This window comes from Pseudomonas sp. T1.Ur (genome assembly GCF_023516725.1).
GTDB lineage: Bacteria > Pseudomonadota > Gammaproteobacteria > Pseudomonadales > Pseudomonadaceae > Aquipseudomonas > Aquipseudomonas alvandae.
In genome coordinates this window covers 3829287-3848211 of record NZ_JAMGSN010000001.1, presented here as the reverse complement: position 1 = coordinate 3848211, position 18925 = coordinate 3829287, and the positions used below count along the sequence as shown (strand labels likewise).

The 18925-nt window shown below is 59.1% G+C and carries 16 protein-coding genes; 14 read left to right on the top strand and 2 right to left on the bottom strand.

The annotated features are described in order from the left end of the window. The first annotated feature begins 73 nt into the window (after window positions 1-73). Entirely contained in the window at window positions 74-1270 is a 1197-nt protein-coding gene (locus M8Q45_RS17110) for an ISL3 family transposase (RefSeq protein ID WP_249875509.1), read from the top strand. Between the two features lie 263 nt (window positions 1271-1533). Here M8Q45_RS17110 and gltA read toward each other — a convergent pair whose 3' ends face one another. After that, complete coding sequence (gltA, locus tag M8Q45_RS17105) at window positions 1534-2823, bottom strand: citrate synthase (RefSeq protein ID WP_003172803.1); 1290 nt, start codon at window positions 2821-2823, stop codon at window positions 1534-1536. A gap of 365 nt (window positions 2824-3188) precedes the next feature. On the opposite strand from gltA, the gene sdhC reads away from it, so the two are divergent. The 11 genes from sdhC (at window position 3189) to M8Q45_RS17050 (ending at window position 17460) form a co-directional block, all read left to right on the top strand. Further along, window positions 3189-3563, top strand: a complete 375-nt coding sequence (gene sdhC / locus M8Q45_RS17100) for a succinate dehydrogenase, cytochrome b556 subunit (protein WP_024780620.1) — start codon at window positions 3189-3191, stop codon at window positions 3561-3563. Then, window positions 3557-3925, top strand: a complete 369-nt coding sequence (sdhD, locus tag M8Q45_RS17095) for a succinate dehydrogenase, hydrophobic membrane anchor protein (RefSeq protein ID WP_003179222.1) — start codon at window positions 3557-3559, stop codon at window positions 3923-3925. Before sdhC ends, sdhD begins: the two co-directional genes overlap by 7 nt. Window positions 3926-3928: 3 nt before the next feature. Further along, entirely contained in the window at window positions 3929-5701 is a 1773-nt protein-coding gene (gene sdhA / locus M8Q45_RS17090) for a succinate dehydrogenase flavoprotein subunit (RefSeq protein WP_249875700.1), read from the top strand. A gap of 11 nt (window positions 5702-5712) precedes the next feature. Next, on the top strand, window positions 5713-6417 hold the full coding sequence (locus M8Q45_RS17085) for a succinate dehydrogenase iron-sulfur subunit (protein WP_039594133.1): 705 nt from the start codon (window positions 5713-5715) through the stop codon (window positions 6415-6417). A 262-nt stretch (window positions 6418-6679) separates the two neighbouring features. Next, a complete protein-coding gene (locus M8Q45_RS17080) occupies window positions 6680-9511 on the top strand; it encodes a 2-oxoglutarate dehydrogenase E1 component (RefSeq protein WP_039594134.1) in 2832 nt (943 codons plus the stop codon). Window positions 9512-9555: 44 nt separating this feature from the next. Then, entirely contained in the window at window positions 9556-10779 is a 1224-nt protein-coding gene (gene odhB / locus M8Q45_RS17075) for a 2-oxoglutarate dehydrogenase complex dihydrolipoyllysine-residue succinyltransferase (protein ID WP_030138331.1), read from the top strand. Window positions 10780-10886: 107 nt separating this feature from the next. Beyond that, entirely contained in the window at window positions 10887-12323 is a 1437-nt protein-coding gene (gene lpdA / locus M8Q45_RS17070) for a dihydrolipoyl dehydrogenase (protein WP_030138332.1), read from the top strand. A gap of 196 nt (window positions 12324-12519) precedes the next feature. Beyond that, a complete protein-coding gene (gene sucC, locus M8Q45_RS17065; protein ID WP_003179235.1) occupies window positions 12520-13686 on the top strand; it encodes an ADP-forming succinate--CoA ligase subunit beta in 1167 nt (388 codons plus the stop codon). Then, window positions 13686-14570 carry a succinate--CoA ligase subunit alpha gene (gene sucD / locus M8Q45_RS17060; RefSeq protein WP_003179236.1) on the top strand — a complete coding sequence of 295 codons (885 nt, stop codon included), beginning with the start codon at window positions 13686-13688 and terminating at the stop codon, window positions 14568-14570. The genes sucC and sucD overlap by 1 nt, the downstream gene beginning before the upstream one ends. 552 nt (window positions 14571-15122) lie before the next feature. After that, complete coding sequence (gene brnQ / locus M8Q45_RS17055) at window positions 15123-16436, top strand: branched-chain amino acid transport system II carrier protein (protein WP_030138333.1); 1314 nt, start codon at window positions 15123-15125, stop codon at window positions 16434-16436. 286 nt (window positions 16437-16722) lie between these two features. Continuing rightward, window positions 16723-17460 (top strand): DUF599 domain-containing protein, encoded by a 738-nt coding sequence (locus tag M8Q45_RS17050; protein WP_249875699.1) that lies wholly within the window; start codon window positions 16723-16725, stop codon window positions 17458-17460. A gap of 77 nt (window positions 17461-17537) precedes the next feature. Here the strand turns inward: M8Q45_RS17050 and M8Q45_RS17045 are convergent, their stop codons facing one another. Continuing rightward, window positions 17538-17789 carry a hypothetical protein gene (locus M8Q45_RS17045; protein ID WP_030138335.1) on the bottom strand — a complete coding sequence of 84 codons (252 nt, stop codon included), beginning with the start codon at window positions 17787-17789 and terminating at the stop codon, window positions 17538-17540. A 135-nt stretch (window positions 17790-17924) separates the two neighbouring features. Here M8Q45_RS17045 and M8Q45_RS17040 point away from each other — a divergent pair, with 135 nt between their 5' ends. Next, entirely contained in the window at window positions 17925-18401 is a 477-nt protein-coding gene (locus M8Q45_RS17040) for a PaaI family thioesterase (protein ID WP_249875698.1), read from the top strand. Beyond that, window positions 18398-18859 (top strand): PaaI family thioesterase, encoded by a 462-nt coding sequence (locus M8Q45_RS17035; protein WP_249875697.1) that lies wholly within the window; start codon window positions 18398-18400, stop codon window positions 18857-18859. The genes M8Q45_RS17040 and M8Q45_RS17035 overlap by 4 nt, the downstream gene beginning before the upstream one ends. Window positions 18860-18925: the final 66 nt, after the last annotated feature.

Genomic DNA, 18925 nt, shown 5'->3' with positions numbered 1-18925 from the left:
AGAAGATTGACAGTCAGGGTTTAGGTAAATTGGAAGGTACCACCCAAACCAATTCCTGCCCCCTGCTGTCGACATGCATCCTATTGACCTTGCTTCGTTTTTTCCAGGCTATTACATCGCCTCTTCGATCTCTGCTCCCAAACTTTTGCAGCTGACCCTCGAACCCTGCGCCACGGTCATGCCGTTATGCGGTCGATGCCAGCAGCCCTGTCCCCTGATTCATGATCGGCGCTTGCGTCGAGTTCGAGACCGAGACCTGTTCGATCAACCGGTCCTGCTGCTGATACCTATGCGACGACTCGATTGCCTGAACTGTGGTCGGGTCAATGAGCACATTGATTGGTTGGCACCTTTCGCCCGGATGACGCAGCGCCTGGTCAACTGGATCGAGGTGTTGACGCTGATTTTACCTATTGCTCATGTGCGTCAATTAACCGGGCTCCATTGGCAGTCAATCAAGGATGTCGACAAGCGGCGCCTGGAGCGCAACGTCGCAGCCTTCGATCCCGGTAACGTGAAGCGCTTGGTCATGGATGAGTTCGCCCTGCACAAGGGGCACCGTTATGCGACGGTGATCATGGATGCTGACCGCAAGCGTGTGCTCTGGGTGGGTAAAGGCAATAGCCGAGAATCCATACGCCCGTTTTTCCAAGCCTTGGGCCAACAGTGTCAACAGATTGAAGCGGTGGCCATGGACATGAACACAGCCTTCGACTTGGAAGTGAAGCTCCATTGCCCGCAAGCCGAGGTGGTATACGACCTTTTCCACGTGGTGGCTCGTTATGGGCGTGATGTCGTGGATCGTATCCGGGTCGATCAGGCTAACGCTCTACGCCATGACAAACCCGCCCGTAAGGTGGTTAAGCAAAGTCGCTGGCTATTGTTGCGCAACAAGGAAAACCTCAAGGCTGAACAGCAAGTGCATCTCGACGAGCTGCTGGCCGCCAACCAGCCGCTGTCGACAGTCTATCTGCTCAAGGATGCCCTCAAGGATATTTGGTACGCACCCAGCGTTTGGGAAGGTTGGAGGCGCTGGCGAGCGTGGCAGAAACTGGTGACGCAAAGCGGATTACAGCCTCTGATACGCTTTGCCAAAAATCTCAGGAAATATTTGAGAGGGATCTTGGCTAGCGCTCGGTTCGCCATGCACACAAGCCTGCTGGAAGGGGTCAACAACAAGATAAAAGTCATCAAGAGGATGGCTTATGGCTTCCGGGACACGGCCTATTTCTTCTTGAAAATCAAGGCCGCCTTCCCCGGAAAACCGTGAAGAACCTATTTTTTTGGGCCGGGTTTGTGGGTGGCTGGCCTGCCGCTATCGCGAGCAAGCTCGCTCCCACAGGGGGATCCAGTGAGCACAAGTTTGGGGCTCATAACAGGCCAACTGTGGGAGCGAGCTTGCTCGCGATGGCGTCGGGTCTGCCAATGCGGCTTCTGGATCAGATAAAACAGGCATAAACAAAACAGCCCCCGCTCTTATATAAGAAGCGGGGGCTGTTTCGCTGGAGTCAGGCGCCTATTGCAAGGCAAGCCTTACTTGCGGTCTTCCAGCTTGGTGATGTCGCGCGACTCGTAGCCGGTGTACAGCTGGCGTGGACGGCCGATCTTGTACGGGCTGGAGAGCATTTCCTTCCAGTGGGAGATCCAGCCGACGGTCCGCGCCAGGGCGAAGATCACGGTGAACATGCTGGTTGGAATGCCGATCGCCTTGAGGATGATCCCCGAGTAGAAGTCGACGTTCGGGTACAGCGAGCGCTCGATGAAGTACGGATCGGTCAGGGCGATCTCTTCCAGGCGCATGGCCAGTTCGAGTTGCGGATCGTTCTTGATCCCCAGTTCCTTGAGCACTTCGTCGCAGGTCTGCTTCATGACGGTGGCGCGTGGGTCGCGGTTCTTGTAGACCCGGTGACCGAAGCCCATCAACTTGAACGGATCGTTCTTGTCCTTGGCCTTGGCGATGAACTTGTCGATGTTCGAGACATCGCCGATTTCATCGAGCATGGTCAGTACCGCTTCGTTCGCGCCACCGTGGGCAGGGCCCCAGAGCGCGGCGATACCGGCGGCGATACAGGCGAACGGGTTGGCACCCGACGAACCGGCCAGGCGCACGGTGGACGTGGACGCGTTCTGCTCGTGGTCGGCGTGGAGGATGAAGATCCGGTCCATGGCCTTGGCGAGCACCGGGCTGATCGGTTTGATCTCGCACGGGGTGTTGAACATCATATGCAGGAAGTTCTCTGCATAGGTCAGGTCGTTGCGCGGGTACATCATGGGCTGGCCCATGGAGTACTTGTAGACCATGGCTGCCAGGGTCGGCATCTTCGCCACCAGGCGGATCGCGGAGATTTCGCGATGCTGGGGGTTATTGATGTCCAGGGAGTCGTGGTAGAAGGCCGAGAGAGCGCCGACAACGCCGCACATGACGGCCATCGGATGGGCATCGCGACGGAAGCCGTTGAAGAAAGTCTTCAACTGTTCGTGAACCATGGTGTGGTTCTTCACGGTGCTGACGAACTGGGCCTTCTGCTCTGCGGTCGGCAGTTCGCCGTTGAGCAGCAGGTAGCAGGTTTCCAGGTAGTCCGATTTTTCAGCCAGTTGCTCGATCGGGTAGCCGCGGTGCAGCAGGATGCCGTTGTCGCCGTCGATATAGGTGATTTTCGACTCGCACGAGGCGGTCGACATGAAACCCGGGTCAAAGGTGAAACGGCCCGTGGCCGTCAGGCCCCGTACGTCGATTACATCGGGACCAACGGTGCCGGTTAAAATGGGCAGCTCGACGGGGGCTGCGCCCTCGATGATCAACTGCGCTTTTTTGTCAGCCATGTGGCCTCCTATTAATGCTTGGAATCATCAGACAGACCCCCCACGCAGGGCCCGCACCACTATAGTGAGATAAATCCGAATGTCAATTTGCCTAAAGTCTTGCTCCAGAAGGCTTTAACCGGACTTTTTCCGCGAAATTACCTGCCGTTTACGCCTTTTGCCGCGTATGTGCAATGCGCTATTAGGGGAAGGTGAACGCGTTGTCATTAGTAGCCTAACTGTCTATACTCGGCCACCGACCGCCAGGGGCTTTTGGGCCTGCTTTCTTGGGGGTCGTCACTCCCTGGGTGGTGAGTACCTGACCAGTGCGCGCCCCAACAACTTTGCCCTGATTGTTAGGGGCTCTTCAGTGTGAAAAAAAAGCCGTGAAAAGCCAACGACCTGTAAACCTAGACCTAAGGACCATCAAACTCCCAGTCACTGCTTACACGTCCATTCTTCACCGTATTTCCGGTGTCATCCTCTTCGTCAGCCTGGCCATCATGCTTTATGCATTGGACAAGTCGCTCGATTCGGAAGAAGGCTTCGGTCAGGTGAAAGCGTGTCTGACCAGTCCGCTAGCCAAGCTAGTGATTTGGGGCATCCTGTCCGCCTTGCTGTATCACCTGGTAGCCGGCGTGCGCCACTTGATCATGGACATGGGCATCGGTGAGACGCTGGAAGGCGGCAAGCTGGGCTCGAAAATCGTTATCGCCGTTTCCGTGGTGGTAATCGTTCTGGCAGGAGTCTGGATATGGTAACCAACGTCACGAACCTCTCGCGTTCGGGCCTCTATGACTGGATGGCGCAGCGTGTGTCTGCGGTCGTTCTCGCGGCTTATTTCATTTTCCTGATCGGATATGTCGTAGCCAACCCCGGCCTGGGCTATGCCCAATGGCATGAACTGTTTGCAAACAACTGGATGCGTATCTTCAGTCTGCTGGCGCTTGTCGCACTGGGCGCTCACGCCTGGGTCGGCATGTGGACCATCGCGACCGACTACCTGACGCAGATGGCGTTCGGCAAGTCGGCGACTGCCGTACGTTTCCTCTTCCAGGCAGTATGCGGCGTTGCGATGTTCGCTTACTTCGTCTGGGGTGTGCAGATTCTCTGGGGTATCTGATTCATGGCTAACATTCCAACGATTTCTTTCGACGCCATCATCATTGGTGGTGGCGGTGCCGGCATGCGCGCAGCGCTGCAACTGGCACAGGGCGGTCACAAGACTGCCGTGATCACCAAGGTTTTCCCGACGCGTTCGCACACTGTTTCCGCCCAGGGCGGCATCACCTGCGCCATCGCTTCGGCCGACCCGAACGATGACTGGCGCTGGCACATGTACGATACCGTCAAGGGTTCCGACTACATCGGTGACCAGGACGCTATCGAATACATGTGTCAGGAAGGCCCGGCTGCCGTTTTCGAGCTGGACCACATGGGCCTGCCGTTCTCGCGTACCGAAACCGGCCGCATCTACCAGCGTCCGTTCGGTGGCCAGTCCAAGGACTACGGCAAGGGCGGCCAGGCTGCGCGTACTTGCGCGGCGTCCGACCGTACCGGTCACGCACTGCTGCACACCCTTTATCAGGGCAACCTGAAAGCGGGCACCACGTTCCTGAACGAGTACTACGCGGTTGACCTGGTGAAGAACCAGGACGGCGCGTTCGTCGGTGTGATCGCGATCTGCATCGAAACCGGCGAAACCACCTACATCCGCGCCAAGGCCACCGTACTGGCGACTGGCGGTGCAGGCCGTATCTACGCATCCACCACCAACGCCCTGATCAACACCGGTGACGGCGTCGGCATGGCCCTGCGTGCTGGCGTGCCGGTACAAGACATCGAAATGTGGCAGTTCCACCCGACCGGCATCGCCGGCGCCGGGGTACTGGTCACCGAAGGTTGCCGTGGTGAAGGCGGTTACCTGATCAACAAGCACGGCGAGCGTTTCATGGAGCGTTATGCGCCGAACGCCAAGGACCTGGCCGGTCGTGACGTCGTGGCTCGTTCGATGGTTAAAGAGATCATCGCCGGCAACGGTTGTGGCCCGAATGGCGACCACGTGATGCTCAAGCTCGATCACCTGGGCGAGGAAGTGCTGCACAGCCGCCTGCCAGGTATCTGCGAACTGTCGAAGACTTTCGCTCACGTCGACCCAGTCGTTGCGCCGGTTCCAGTAGTTCCAACCTGCCACTATATGATGGGCGGCGTTGCCACCAACATTCATGGCCAGGCAATCACCCAGAACGCCGAAGGCGTGGACGAAATCATCCCTGGCTTGTTCGCCGTGGGTGAAGTCGCTTGCGTATCGGTACACGGTGCCAACCGCCTGGGCGGCAACTCGCTGCTCGACCTGGTGGTCTTCGGTCGCGCTGCCGGCCTGCACCTGGAAAAAGCGCTGACCGACGGTATCGAATACCGCGACGCCAGCGACACCGACATCGATGTGGCCTTGAAGCGTCTGGCTGGCCTCAACGAGCGTACCGAAGGCGAAGACGTCGCCACCCTGCGTCGCGAGCTGCAAAGCTGCATGCAGAACTACTTCGGTGTGTTCCGTACCGGCGAATACATGCAGAAGGGTATCGCCCAGCTCGCACAATTGCGTGAACGAATCGCCAACGTGAAGATCAACGATAAGTCGCAGGCGTTCAACACTGCCCGTATCGAAGCGCTGGAGCTGCAGAACCTGCTGGAAGTGGCCGAAGCCACCGCCATCGCCGCAGAAGTGCGCAAAGAGTCCCGTGGTGCCCACGCCCGCGAAGACTTCGAAGACCGTGACGACGAAAACTGGCTGTGCCACACCTTGTACTTCCCGGGTGAAAAACGCGTCGCCAAGCGTGCCGTGAACTTCTCGCCGAAGACTGTTCCGACTTTCGAACCAAAAGTCCGGACTTATTAAGGGTGACCGCTATGTTGCAAGTCAGTGTTTATCGCTACAACCCTGATCAGGACGCCGCGCCGTTCATGCAGGACTTCCAGGTCGATACCGGTGGTAAAGACCTGATGGTGCTGGACGTGCTGGCCTTGATCAAAGAGCAGGACGAAGGTTTCTCCTATCGTCGCTCGTGCCGCGAGGGCGTTTGCGGCTCCGACGGCATGAACATCAACGGCAAGAACGGCCTGGCCTGCATCACGCCGCTGTCGGCCGTGGTCAAGGGCAACAAGCTGATCGTTCGCCCGTTGCCAGGTTTGCCGGTCATCCGTGACCTGGTCGTCGATATGAGCATCTTCTACAAGCAATACGAGAAGGTGAAGCCATTCCTGCAGAACGACACGCCGGCTCCGGCCATCGAGCGTCTGCAGTCCCCTGAAGAGCGTGAAAAGCTCGACGGTCTGTACGAGTGCATCCTGTGCGCCTGCTGCTCGACCTCGTGCCCATCGTTCTGGTGGAACCCGGACAAGTTCCTGGGCCCGGCCGCCCTGCTGCAAGCGTACCGCTTCCTGGCAGACAGCCGTGACACCAAGACGTCCGAGCGTCTGGCCGCACTGGATGACCCGTTCAGCGTATTCCGCTGCCGCGGGATCATGAACTGCGTCAACGTCTGCCCGAAAGGCCTGAACCCGACTAAGGCCATCGGTCACGTACGTAACATGCTGCTGCAAAACGGCGTGTGATTCAGCTGCTGTACCCGTAGAACCGCTGTACCCGTAGAGGCGAGGGCGTGGGCTTCAACCCACGTCCTGGCTATAACCAGAACAGCCGCTCACAAAGCGGCGGTTCTTATTTTGAAGAAATGAGACAAGCAGGGGCATCCGGGCTGGTACCCGGACTATCAGCGTGATCCTAAGTGGCTTGTTTTAGTCGCTGCACTCGGACTTCTGCAAGTTTGCTCGGTGTTTTCGCCGGTGGTGTTCCCCTAATCGAGGGTGACCAAGCATGCAAGAAAGCGTGATGCAGCGCATGTGGAACAGTGCCCACCTCTCCGGTGGTAACGCTGCCTATGTGGAAGAGCTCTACGAGCTCTACCTGCACGACCCTAACGCTGTGCCAGAAGAATGGCGCACCTACTTTCAGAAGTTGCCGGCTGACGGTAACTCTGCCACCGATGTTTCGCACTCGACGATTCGCGATCATTTCGTGCTGCTGGCAAAGAACCAGCGCCGCGCCCAACCGGTGTCTGCCGGCAGCGTGAGCTCCGAGCATGAGAAGAAGCAAGTTGAAGTGCTGCGACTGATCCAGGCCTACCGGATGCGAGGCCACCAGGCAGCCCAGCTTGACCCGCTGGGGCTGTGGCAGCGTCCTGCACCTGCAGACCTGTCGATCACTCACTACGGCTTGACCAATGCCGATCTTGATACGACCTTCCGTGCCGGCGACCTGTTCATCGGCAAAGAGGAAGCGAGCCTACGCGAAATTCACGAAGCGTTGCAGCAGACATATTGCCGCACCATCGGCGCTGAATTCACGCACATCACCGATTCCGAGCAGCGCCAGTGGTTCCAGCAGCGTCTGGAAAGCGTTCGTGGCCGTCCGACGTACTCCGCCGACATCAAGAGCCACTTGCTCGAGCGCGTCACCGCCGGTGAAGGCCTGGAGAAATACCTGGGTACCAAATACCCGGGCACCAAGCGTTTCGGCCTGGAAGGCGGCGAAAGCCTGATTCCGATGCTCGACGAGCTGATCCAGCGTTCCGGTTCCTACGGCACCAAGGAAGTCGTCATCGGCATGGCCCACCGTGGTCGCCTGAACGTACTGGTCAACACCTTCGGCAAGAACCCGCGCGAGCTGTTCGACGAGTTCGAAGGCAAGAAGAAGGTCGAGCTGGGCTCCGGTGACGTGAAGTACCACCAGGGCTTCTCGTCCAACGTGATGACCACCGGCGGCGAAGTCCACCTGGCCATGGCGTTCAACCCGTCCCACCTGGAAATCGTTTCCCCGGTGGTCGAGGGCTCCGTCCGTGCCCGCCAGGATCGTCGCAACGATCCGACCGGCGAGAAGGTGCTGCCGATCTCCATCCACGGTGACGCGGCATTCGCCGGTCAAGGCGTGGTCATGGAAACCTTCCAGATGTCGCAGACCCGCGGTTTCAAGACCGGCGGTACCGTGCACATCGTGATCAACAACCAGGTCGGCTTCACCATCAGCAACCCGCTGGACTCGCGCTCCACCGAGTACGCAACCGACGTCGCGAAAATGATCCAGGCGCCGATTCTCCATGTGAATGGCGATGACCCGGAAGCCGTGCTGTTCGTGACCCAGTTGGCCATCGACTACCGCATGCAGTACAAGCGCGACGTGGTCATCGACCTGGTCTGCTACCGTCGTCGCGGCCACAACGAGGCCGACGAGCCAAGTGGCACCCAGCCGCTGATGTACCAGCAGATCGCCAAGCAGCGCACCACCCGTGAGCTGTATGCCGATCGCCTGACCCAGAGCGGTGTCCTGGATGCCGCGCGCGTCCAGGAAAAAGTCGATGAATATCGCAACGCCCTGGACAACGGCCTGCACGTTGTAAAAAGCCTGGTCAAAGAGCCGAACAAAGAGCTGTTCGTAGACTGGCGTCCGTACCTGGGCCACGCCTGGACTGCTCGTCACGACACGCGCTTCGACCTCAAGACCTTGCAGGAACTGTCCGCCAAGCTGCTGGAAATCCCGGAAGGCTTCGTGGTCCAGCGCCAGGTCGCGAAGATCTACGAAGACCGCCAGAAGATGCAAGCCGGCGGCCTGCCGATCAACTGGGGCTACGCCGAAACCATGGCGTACGCGACCCTGGCGTTCGAAGGTCACCCGATCCGCATCACCGGCCAGGACGTAGGCCGCGGCACTTTCTCGCACCGCCACGCGGCGCTGCACAACCAGAAAGACGCCAGCACCTACATCCCGCTGCAACACCTGTACAAAGGCCAGCCACGTTTCGACCTGTACGATTCGCTGCTGTCCGAGGAAGCCGTCCTGGCGTTCGAATATGGCTACTCCACCACCGAGCCGAATGCGCTGGTGATCTGGGAAGCCCAGTTCGGCGACTTCGCCAACGGTGCCCAGGTGGTTGTCGACCAGTTCATCACCAGCGGCGAGCACAAGTGGGGTCGTCTCTGCGGCCTGACTATGTTGCTGCCACACGGTTATGAAGGGCAGGGGCCGGAGCACTCGTCGGCACGTCTGGAACGCTACCTGCAGCTGTGCGCCGAGCACAACGTCCAGGTTTGCGTACCGACCACCCCGGCGCAGATCTACCACCTGCTGCGTCGCCAGGTCATCCGTCCGCTGCGCAAGCCGCTGATCGTGCTGACACCGAAGTCGCTGCTGCGTCACAAGCTGGCAATTTCCACGCTTGAAGACCTGGCCGAAGGCTCGTTCCAGACCGTCATTTCGGAAATCGATACCCTGGACGCGGCGAAGGTGACTCGCCTGATCCTGTGCAGCGGCAAGGTCTACTACGACCTGCTGGAAAAACGTCGTGCCGAAGGCCGCGAAGACATCGCCATCGTGCGTATCGAGCAGCTTTATCCGTTCCCGGAAGAGGACCTGATGGAGGCCATCGCGCCTTACACCAACCTCACCCACGTGGTGTGGTGTCAGGAAGAACCGATGAACCAAGGCGCGTGGTACAGCAGCCAGCATCACCTGCGTCGCAGCATCGGCAACCATAACAAGGCCCTGGGCCTGGAATATGCCGGCCGTGATGCTTCCGCTGCACCTGCGTGTGGTTATGCGTCGATGCACGCCGAGCAGCAGGAAAAACTGCTGCAAGATGCTTTCACTGTTTAACGCCTTCGCGCTGACTGAAACCGAATTTTAAGGACCCACAGATAATGGCTATCGAAATCAAAGCCCCGTCATTCCCGGAATCGGTTGCCGATGGCACCGTTGCCACCTGGCACAAGAAACCAGGCGAGGCCGTCAAGCGTGACGACCTGATCGTCGACATCGAGACCGACAAGGTCGTGCTGGAAGTATTGGCCGAAGCTGACGGCGTACTGGGCGCAATCGTTGCCGAAGAAGGCGCCACCGTTCTGTCGAACCAGGTCCTGGGCTCGATCGAAGAGGGCGGCGCTGCTGCCGCCGCTCCAGCCGCCGCTGCTGCTCCGGCTGCCGCTCAGGCCGCTGCGCCTGCCGCTTCGGGCGAAGACGATCCAGTCGCCGCTCCAGCTGCTCGCAAGCTGGCTGAAGAGAATGGCATCAACATCGCTTCCGTTGCCGGCACCGGCAAGGGTGGTCGTGTGACCAAGGAAGACGTGGTTGCAGCCGTTGCCGCCAAGAAAGCCGCTCCAGCCGCCGCACCGGCCAAGCCAGCCGCGCCTGCCGCTTCCGCGCCAGTGTTCGCTGCCGGTGACCGCGTTGAGAAACGCGTTCCGATGACCCGCCTGCGTGCCAAGGTTGCCGAGCGTCTGGTTGAAGCCCAGTCGAACATGGCGATGCTGACCACGTTCAACGAAGTCGACATGACCGAAGTCATGGCCCTGCGTTCGAAGTACAAGGACCTGTTCGAGAAGTCCCACAACGGCGTACGCCTGGGCTTCATGTCGTTCTTCGTCAAGGCTGCCACCGAAGCGCTGAAACGCTTCCCGGCCGTCAACGCGTCGATCGACGGTTCCGACATCGTCTACCACGGCTACGCCGACATCGGTGTCGCGGTTTCCAGCGACCGTGGCCTGGTGGTTCCGGTCCTGCGCAACGCCGAGCTGATGAGCCTGGCCGAAATCGAAGGCGGCATCGCCACCTTCGGCAAGAAGGCCCGTGACGGCAAGCTGTCCATCGAAGAGATGACCGGCGGTACGTTCACCATCACCAACGGTGGTACATTCGGTTCGATGATGTCGACCCCGATCGTCAACCCGCCACAAGCGGCTATCCTGGGCATGCACAACATCCTGCAGCGTCCGATGGCGATCAACGGTCAGGTCGTGATTCGTCCGATGATGTACCTGGCGCTGTCCTACGATCACCGCCTGATCGACGGCAAAGAAGCCGTGACGTTCCTGGTCACCATCAAGAACCTGCTGGAAGATCCGGCTCGTCTGCTCCTGGATATTTAAAAAAGCAGCTGCAAGCTGCAAGTGGCAAGCCGCGAGCTCAGAGCGAGCGAGTACGGCTTTCAACTTGCAGCTTGCGGCTTGAAGCTTGCAGCTAAAAGGAATCTTTTATGACTCAGAAATTCGACGTGGTAGTGATTGGTGCGGGCCCTGGCGGCTACGTAGCGGCCATCAAGGCTGCGCAACTGGGCCTTTCCACTGCCTGCATCGAGAAATACACCGACAAGGAAGGCAAACAGGCCTTGGGCGGTACTTGCCTGAACGTCGGTTGCATTCCATCCAAGGCGCTGCTGGACAGCTCCTGGAAGTACAAGGAAGCCAAGGAAAGCTTCAACGTTCACGGTATCTCTACCGGTGAAGTGAAGATGGACGTTGCCGCGATGGTTGGCCGCAAGGCTGGCATCGTCAAGAACCTGACCAGCGGTGTTGCCACCCTGTTCAAGGCCAACGGCGTCACCTCCATCGAAGGCCACGGCAAGTTGCTGCTGGGCAAGAAAGTCGAAGTGACCAAGCCTGATGGCTCGGTTGAAGTGATCGAGGCCGAAAACGTCATCCTGGCGCCAGGCTCGCGTCCGATCGACATCCCGCCTGCTCCAGTCGACCAGAACGTGATCGTCGATTCCACCGGTGCCCTGGAATTCCAGTCCGTGCCAAAACGCCTGGGCGTGATCGGCGCTGGCGTGATCGGTCTCGAGCTGGGTTCGGTATGGTCGCGCCTGGGTTCGCAAGTGACCGTGCTCGAAGCCCTCGACACATTCCTGATGGCCGCTGACACCGCGGTTTCCAAGGAAGCACTGAAGACCCTGACCAAGCAAGGCCTGGACATCAAGCTGGGTGCCCGTGTGACCGGTTCCAAGGTCAACGGTGAAGAAGTCGTGGTGAACTACACCGACGCCAACGGCGAACAGACCATCACCTTCGACAAGTTGATCGTTGCGGTCGGCCGTCGTCCAGTGACCACCGACCTGCTGTCCGCCGATTGCGGCGTGGAAATCGACGAGCGCGGTTTCATCGCGGTCGATGACCATTGCGCAACCGCCGTACCGGGCGTCTTCGCCATCGGTGACGTGGTTCGCGGCATGATGCTGGCCCACAAGGCTTCCGAAGAAGGCATCATGGTTGTCGAGCGCATCAAGGGCCACAAGGCCCAGATGAACTACGACCTGATCCCATCGGTTATCTACACCCACCCGGAAATCGCATGGGTCGGTAAAACCGAGCAGGCCTTGAAAGCCGAAGGCGTTGAAGTTAACGTCGGCACCTTCCCGTTCGCCGCCTCCGGCCGTGCCATGGCAGCCAACGATACCGGTGGTTTCGTGAAAGTCATCGCCGACGCCAAGACGGATCGCGTGTTGGGCGTTCACGTCATTGGCCCAAGCGCTGCCGAGCTGGTACAGCAAGGCGCGATCGGTATGGAATTCGGCACCAGCGCTGAAGACCTGGGCATGATGGTCTTCTCCCATCCGACCCTGTCCGAAGCCTTGCACGAAGCGGCCCTGGCCGTGAATGGCGGCGCCATCCACGTGGCCAACCGCAAGAAGCGTTAACAGATAATAAGAAACCACGGCGGTATGGCCCGTCGCGAGCCTTGCGAGCAAGACTCACCGCGGAATATCCGCTGGACGCAGCCTTGCGTAGTGGTACCGGTACACCGGAACGCTACGCAAGCAGCAGTCACAGGTGGTGCGGCACCACAACGGTGCAGCACCGAATGCGCAGTACCTAACGAAGACGGTAATAAGCATGAATCTTCACGAGTATCAGGGTAAGCAGCTGTTCGCTGAGTACGGCCTGCCAGTATCCACCGGCTACGCTGTAGACACCCCGGAAGCGGCAGCAGAAGCTTGCGACAAAATCGGCGGCAGCGAATGGGTTGTCAAAGCCCAGGTTCACGCCGGTGGTCGCGGTAAAGCGGGCGGCGTCAAGCTGGTTCGCAGCAAAGAAGACGCCAAAGCCTTCGCACAGCAGTGGCTGGGCAAGCGTCTGGTGACTTACCAGACCGACGCCAACGGTCAGCCAGTCACCAAGATCCTGGTTGAATCGTGCACTGATATCGCTAAAGAGCTGTACCTGGGCGCTGTCGTTGACCGTTCGAGCCGCCGTATCGTGTTCATGGCTTCCACCGAAGGTGGCGTGGACATCGAGAAAATCGCTCACGACACCCCTGAGAAAATCCTCAAGGCCACCATCGATCCACTGGTTGGCGCACAGCCATTCCAGGGTCGCGAGCTGGCATTCCAGCTGGGCCTGGAAGGCAAGCAGGTCACTCAATTCGCCAAGATCTTCGTAGGTCTGGCCAAGCTGTTCCAGGACCACGACCTGGCACTGCTGGAAGTGAACCCGCTGGTAATCAAGGCCGACGGCGACCTGCACTGCCTCGATGCCAAGATCAACATCGACGCCAACGCCATGTACCGTCAGCCTAAGCTGAAGACTTTCCACGATCCGTCGCAAGACGATCCGCGCGAAGCGCACGCTGCCAAGTTCGAACTGAACTACGTAGCCCTGGAAGGCAACATCGGTTGCATGGTCAACGGCGCTGGCCTGGCCATGGGTACCATGGACATCGTCAACCTGCACGGCGGCAAGCCAGCCAACTTCCTCGACGTGGGCGGCGGTGCTACCAAGGAACGCGTGACCGAAGCGTTCAAGATCATCCTGTCCGACACCAACGTCGCTGCAGTACTGGTCAACATCTTCGGCGGCATCGTTCGCTGCGACATGATTGCCGAAGGCATCATCGGCGCCGTGAAAGAAGTCGGCGTGAAAATCCCGGTTGTTGTTCGCCTCGAAGGCAACAACGCTGAGCTGGGCGCTAAAGTACTGGCAGAAAGCGGTTTGAACATCATCGCTGCTACCAGCCTGACCGACGCTGCTCAACAAGTCGTTAAAGCTGCGGAGGGCAAATAATGAGCGTCCTGATCAACAAAGACACCAAGGTTATCTGCCAGGGTATTACCGGTTCGCAAGGTAGTTTCCACACCCAGCAAGCCATCGAATACGGCACCAAGATGGTTGGCGGCGTAACACCGGGCAAAGGCGGCACCGAGCACCTGGGCCTGCCTGTCTTCAACACCGTGAAAGACGCTGTAGCTGCCACTGGCGCCACCGCCAGCGTGATCTACGTTCCAGCTCCTTTCTGCAAGGATTCCATCCTTGAAGCAGCGTTCGGCGGCATCAAGCTGATCGTTTGCATCACCGAAGGCATCCCGACCATCGACATGCTGGAAGCCAAGGTCAAGTGCGACGAGCTGGGTATCACCCTGATCGGCCCTAACTGCCCAGGCGTGATCACTCCAGGCGAATGCAAGATCGGCATCATGCCAGGTCACATTCACTTGCCAGGCAAGGTCGGTATCGTTTCCCGTTCCGGCACCCTGACCTACGAAGCTGTCAAGCAGACCACTGACGCCGGTTTCGGTCAGTCGACTTGCGTCGGCATCGGCGGTGACCCGATCCCGGGCTCCAACTTCATCGACATCCTGAAGCTGTTCCAGGAAGACCCGAAGACCGAAGCGATCGTCATGATCGGTGAGATCGGCGGTTCCGCTGAAGAAGAAGCCGCTGCCTACATCAAGGCAAACGTGACCAAGCCGGTTGTTTCCTACATTGCAGGTGTGACTGCTCCTCCGGGCAAGCGCATGGGCCATGCTGGCGCAATCATCTCTGGCGGCAAAGGCACTGCAGACGAGAAATTCGCTGCACTGCAAGACGCAGGCGTGAAAACCGTGCGTTCGCTGGCAGACATCGGCAAGGCCCTGGCCGAGCTGACTGGCTGGGAAATGAAGAAGTAAGCTTCGGCTGACTTTTTTGTTCCAGCAACAAAGGCCACCTTCGGGTGGCCTTTGTCGTTTCTGGCCCTATGCCTGTGCAGCTGCTCTACCTGGGTAATGTTGGACGGCTCTTGTGGCGAGGGAGCTTGCTCCCGCTCGGTGTAGGAGCTGTCGAGTGCAACGGGGCTGCGATCTTTCCACTGACAATTGAGTCCCAAGCAAAAGATCAAGATCAAAAGATCGCAGCCTTCGGCAGCTCCTACACGCAGCCCAGCGGGAGCAAGGGCATGAGTGCATTTCATGGTGGGAGCGAGCTTGCTCGCGATGACGGAATGACAGTCGCCAACCCTTTACATGCAAAAACGCGACACAGGGACGTCGCGCATCGGATAGTTTGCCCCTTTACAGTGCGTTTTATCGCCAAATTCGTTAGGCTAGCAGCCAATTTTGCGACCGCGGCCCACAAGGCAGCGACGCGCTAAACGGGTCGGTCCCATACGGATCGGACAGCATTTCCCTCACCCATAAGGGAAATCCCTCTCTAAATTCCGATTCAGTAGTGTGGTTTCCTTAATGAAAGTGTTGAAAGGCCAGGACATCCTGGCGCTTGGTTTCATGACATTTGCCCTGTTCGTCGGGGCCGGCAACATCATCTTCCCGCCTATCGTCGGTTTGCAATCCGGGCCTCATGTCTGGATGGCGGCGCTGGGCTTCTTGATCACAGCGGTAGGGTTGCCGGTGATCACGGTCGTCGCACTGGCCAAGGTCGGTGGTGCGATGGACGCCTTGAGCAGCCCGATCGGCAAGATTGCCGGTGGCTTGCTGGCCGCCGTATGCTACCTGGCGGTCGGTCCGCTGTTCGCCACGCCTCGAACCGCCACCGTATCGTTCGAAGTCGGTTTGGCGCCGTTGACCGGCGAGAGCCCGTTGGCGCTGTTCCTCTACAGCGCGGTGTACTTCCTGCTGGTGTTCTTCATATCGCTCTACCCGGGCCGCTTGCTGGATACCGTCGGACGTTTTCTCGCGCCGCTGAAAATCATCGCCCTGGCCGTGCTCGGTATTGCCGCTTTTGCCTTGCCAGCCGGCGATATCGGCGTGGCGACTCCCGAATACGTGGCGGCACCGTTCTCCCAAGGCTTCATCAATGGCTACCTGACCATGGATACCCTCGGCGCCCTGGTGTTCGGCATCGTCATCGTCAACGCCATCCGCTCCCGTGGCGTCGAGTCGCCGGCATTGATCACCCGTTACGCGATCATCGCCGGGCTGATCGCCGGGGTAGGGCTGGCCCTGGTCTACGTCAGCCTGTTCCGCCTGGGCTCGGGCAGTCATGAAGTGGCTGTGGGCGCGACCAACGGCGCCGCCGTGCTGCATGCCTACGTGCAGCACACGTTCGGCAGCCTGGGCAGCGGTTTCCTTGCGGTACTGATCTCCCTCGCATGCCTGGTAACGGCGGTCGGCCTGACCTGCGCCTGCGCGGAATACTTCAGCCGCGTCCTGCCGCTGTCCTACAAGACCCTGGTGGTGATCCTGGCGGCGTTCTCGCTGTTGGTATCCAACCTGGGCCTGACCAAGCTGATCGCGTTCTCGATTCCGGTCCTCACCGCGATCTACCCGCCGTGTATCGCCCTGGTGGCCCTGAGTTTCTGCAAGGATTTCTGGCACGAGCAAGGGCGCATCGTCGGCCCGGTGATGCTCGTTTCGTTCCTGTTCGGCCTGATCGATGCGCTCAAGGGCGCGGGGCTGGCGGACTGGATGCCGGCGCAACTCGCTCATCTGCCGCTCAGCGAGCAAGGCCTGGCGTGGCTGGTGCCTTCGGTCATGACCCTTGCGGTCGCGGTGGTGTGTGATCGGTTGCTGGGCAAGCGCAGCGAAGCGTTGGCTTAAGCGAAAACAGGCAGATCCACCGGCAAGAACCGAAATGCCCCGTATCAATCGATACGGGGCATTTTTTTTGGGCGGCAGTGTCTTTTTCCGTGGACTAACGTCGAAGCAGTGTCTTGAAAAACCTGCACAGAACCCTGTGGGAGCGAGCGTGCTCGCGATAGCGTCGGATCAGTCAGCGATGAGGTGGCTGATAGACGGCTATCGCGAGCAAGCTCGCTCCCACAGGTCTGCATTTCAAGACAAGTCTGGCTTTAGACGTCATGTTTTTAGACATACAGGAAATCGAATGTCATTCATCCAAGCCAACCTGATCCATCTGCTTGCCGCCGCCTGGTTCATCATCTGCTGGGCGGGCTATACCCGTTATGCCACTTGGAAGGCCCGCGACACGGCCTGCCTGGCCAGTGTCATGCACCTGTACCGCGAAGACTGGATGCGCCGCATGCTGCTGCGCGAAAACCGCATCGCCGATGCCAGCGTGATCGGCAACCTGGAGCGTAACGCGTCGTTTTTTGCCTCCAGTACGCTGATCATCCTGGCAGGCATCCTGACGGTACTCGGGGCGTCCGATCGGGCGGTGTCGCTGCTGGCGGACCTGCCACTGGTGCAGCAGGCCTCCCAAGGCATGGCGGAATTGAAGCTTCTGTGCCTGGCGCTGGTGTTCGTCTACGCGTTCTTCACGTTCAGTTGGTGCATGCGCCAATACAACTTCGCCGCGGTCCTGGTGGGATCGGCGCCGATGATCGGTGAGCGGCATGTGTCCGAGCAGGAGCGCAAGGCTTTTGCTTCAAGAGCCGCGCGGGTTATTTCCATGGCGGCCAACCAGTTCAACTTCGGCCTGCGTTCGTATTATTTCGGCATGACCATGTTGGCCTGGTTCGTCAGCCCCTGGTTATTCATGTTGATGAGTGCCGGTGTGGTTTTCGTGTTGTATCAGCGCGAGTTTCATTCGGATGTGCTGGATGTGATGGTCTATACGCCTACCGAAGCGCCAGCGCCCGAGGCAGGCAAGGAAGCGGCCTGACGGCGCAGCAACTTTCCTGAATGCCAGAGACAAGAAAACCCGCACCAGGCGGGTTTTCTTTTGCTGCTAAAACCGTATCAGTTGGTTTTAGGCGCGGTGGCAGGTGCTTGTTCCTGCTGGGCGGCGCTGTTCGATTCAGACTGAGCTTTGGCAGCTTCGGCGTTTTCTTTCGCCGCGTCGTTCACTTTATCCTGTGCTTTGTTCATGTCTTGCTGAGCTTGTTCAGCGTGTTGGTTGGCATCTTGAGCTTTGTCCTCGGATTTTTTATCGCAGGCGGCGAGACCGAGGGAGGCGGCCAACATCAAGGCAATAGCAAAAGTCTTACGCATGGGGTGTTTCTCCTTATGGATATAACTACTGGCCGTTTGAGCCGCGTCCCCGGGGTTAAGTTCCTCCTGAGTCATAGATATATAACTTGCCTGCGGATGGAACTTTATCGCGTACCTTGAGGGAGTATTGGATCGATGGCTGAAGATTCCGTTTTTGACCGCGCGACACGCTTTTTATCTGCGCTCAGGCACTGTCAGGTGTTGGGCTTGAAACTGCACAGCGCCAGTCGCGATGGATTAACCGTCGTGTTGCCTTACAGTCCGCAGATCATTGGCAACCCCCTGACGGGAATTGTCCATGGCGGGGCGTTGACCACCTTGATGGACACCGCCTGCGGCATGTCGACGTTGTGCGTGTTACCGCAGTTTGAAGTTTGTCCGACCCTGGACCTGCGTATCGACTACATGCACGCCGCCATGCCTGACAAAGCTATCTATGGCTTTGCCCAGTGCTATCGGATCACGCCGGACGTGATCTTCAGCCGCGGGTTTGCCTACCAGGACGATCCGGAGCACCCCATTGCCCATGTGGTCGGCACCTTCATGCGCCTGGGTGACAGCGCCCGGGGAATGAAAAAGGGCGGCCTGGCGGCTGCTGCGCAAAAACCATGACCGACATCACTGAGGCGCAACTGCGCCAGGCGTGTGAGCAGGGCGACGTCGGGCGGCTGCTGTCCTTGATTCCCTATGCGCAACTCATCGGCGTCGAATGCACGCGCCGGGGCGATGAATGGCTGTTTTGCCTGCCAGCCAATAAGGACAACATTGGTAACCCTTTACTGCCTGCTATCCATGGTGGGGTCATCGCCGGATTCATGGAGCTATCGGCCGCCGTTCATCTGCTGATCGCCACCCATGCGGCCGGTGTACCAAAGATCATCGATTTTTCCCTGGATTACCTGCGCGCCGGGCAGTTTCGCGATACTTATGCGAGGTGCCAGGTCTGGCGCCAAGGGCGGCGCGTGGCCAACGTCGCGATCACTGCCTGGCAGGAAGCTGAAGCCGAACCCATCGCCACTGCCCGGGCTCATTTCAAGATCCCGGCGCCCTCCAAGCCGGCCGGCTCTTGAAATCACCCGAGTTGCCCCCACCTTGTGGACATCCCGCCGCCAATCTCTGCGAGGCGGACACCACCA

Excerpts from the sequence above, each read along its gene's own strand:
- sucC (WP_003179235.1), top strand. The coding sequence starts at position 12,520 with ATGAATCTTCACGAGTATCAGGGTAAGCAGCTGTTCGCTGAGTACGGC.
- sdhA (WP_249875700.1), top strand. The coding sequence starts at position 3,929 with ATGGCTAACATTCCAACGATTTCTTTCGACGCCATCATCATTGGTGGT.
- M8Q45_RS17040 (WP_249875698.1), top strand. The coding sequence starts at position 17,925 with ATGGCTGAAGATTCCGTTTTTGACCGCGCGACACGCTTTTTATCTGCG.
- brnQ (WP_030138333.1), top strand. The coding sequence starts at position 15,123 with ATGAAAGTGTTGAAAGGCCAGGACATCCTGGCGCTTGGTTTCATGACA.
- sucD (WP_003179236.1), top strand. The coding sequence starts at position 13,686 with ATGAGCGTCCTGATCAACAAAGACACCAAGGTTATCTGCCAGGGTATT.
- M8Q45_RS17110 (WP_249875509.1), top strand. The coding sequence starts at position 74 with ATGCATCCTATTGACCTTGCTTCGTTTTTTCCAGGCTATTACATCGCC.
- gltA (WP_003172803.1), bottom strand. The coding sequence starts at position 2,823 with ATGGCTGACAAAAAAGCGCAGTTGATCATCGAGGGCGCAGCCCCCGTC.
- M8Q45_RS17045 (WP_030138335.1), bottom strand. The coding sequence starts at position 17,789 with ATGCGTAAGACTTTTGCTATTGCCTTGATGTTGGCCGCCTCCCTCGGT.
- M8Q45_RS17035 (WP_249875697.1), top strand. The coding sequence starts at position 18,398 with ATGACCGACATCACTGAGGCGCAACTGCGCCAGGCGTGTGAGCAGGGC.
- sdhD (WP_003179222.1), top strand. The coding sequence starts at position 3,557 with ATGGTAACCAACGTCACGAACCTCTCGCGTTCGGGCCTCTATGACTGG.
- M8Q45_RS17080 (WP_039594134.1), top strand. The coding sequence starts at position 6,680 with ATGCAAGAAAGCGTGATGCAGCGCATGTGGAACAGTGCCCACCTCTCC.
- lpdA (WP_030138332.1), top strand. The coding sequence starts at position 10,887 with ATGACTCAGAAATTCGACGTGGTAGTGATTGGTGCGGGCCCTGGCGGC.
- odhB (WP_030138331.1), top strand. The coding sequence starts at position 9,556 with ATGGCTATCGAAATCAAAGCCCCGTCATTCCCGGAATCGGTTGCCGAT.
- M8Q45_RS17085 (WP_039594133.1), top strand. The coding sequence starts at position 5,713 with ATGTTGCAAGTCAGTGTTTATCGCTACAACCCTGATCAGGACGCCGCG.
- M8Q45_RS17050 (WP_249875699.1), top strand. The coding sequence starts at position 16,723 with ATGTCATTCATCCAAGCCAACCTGATCCATCTGCTTGCCGCCGCCTGG.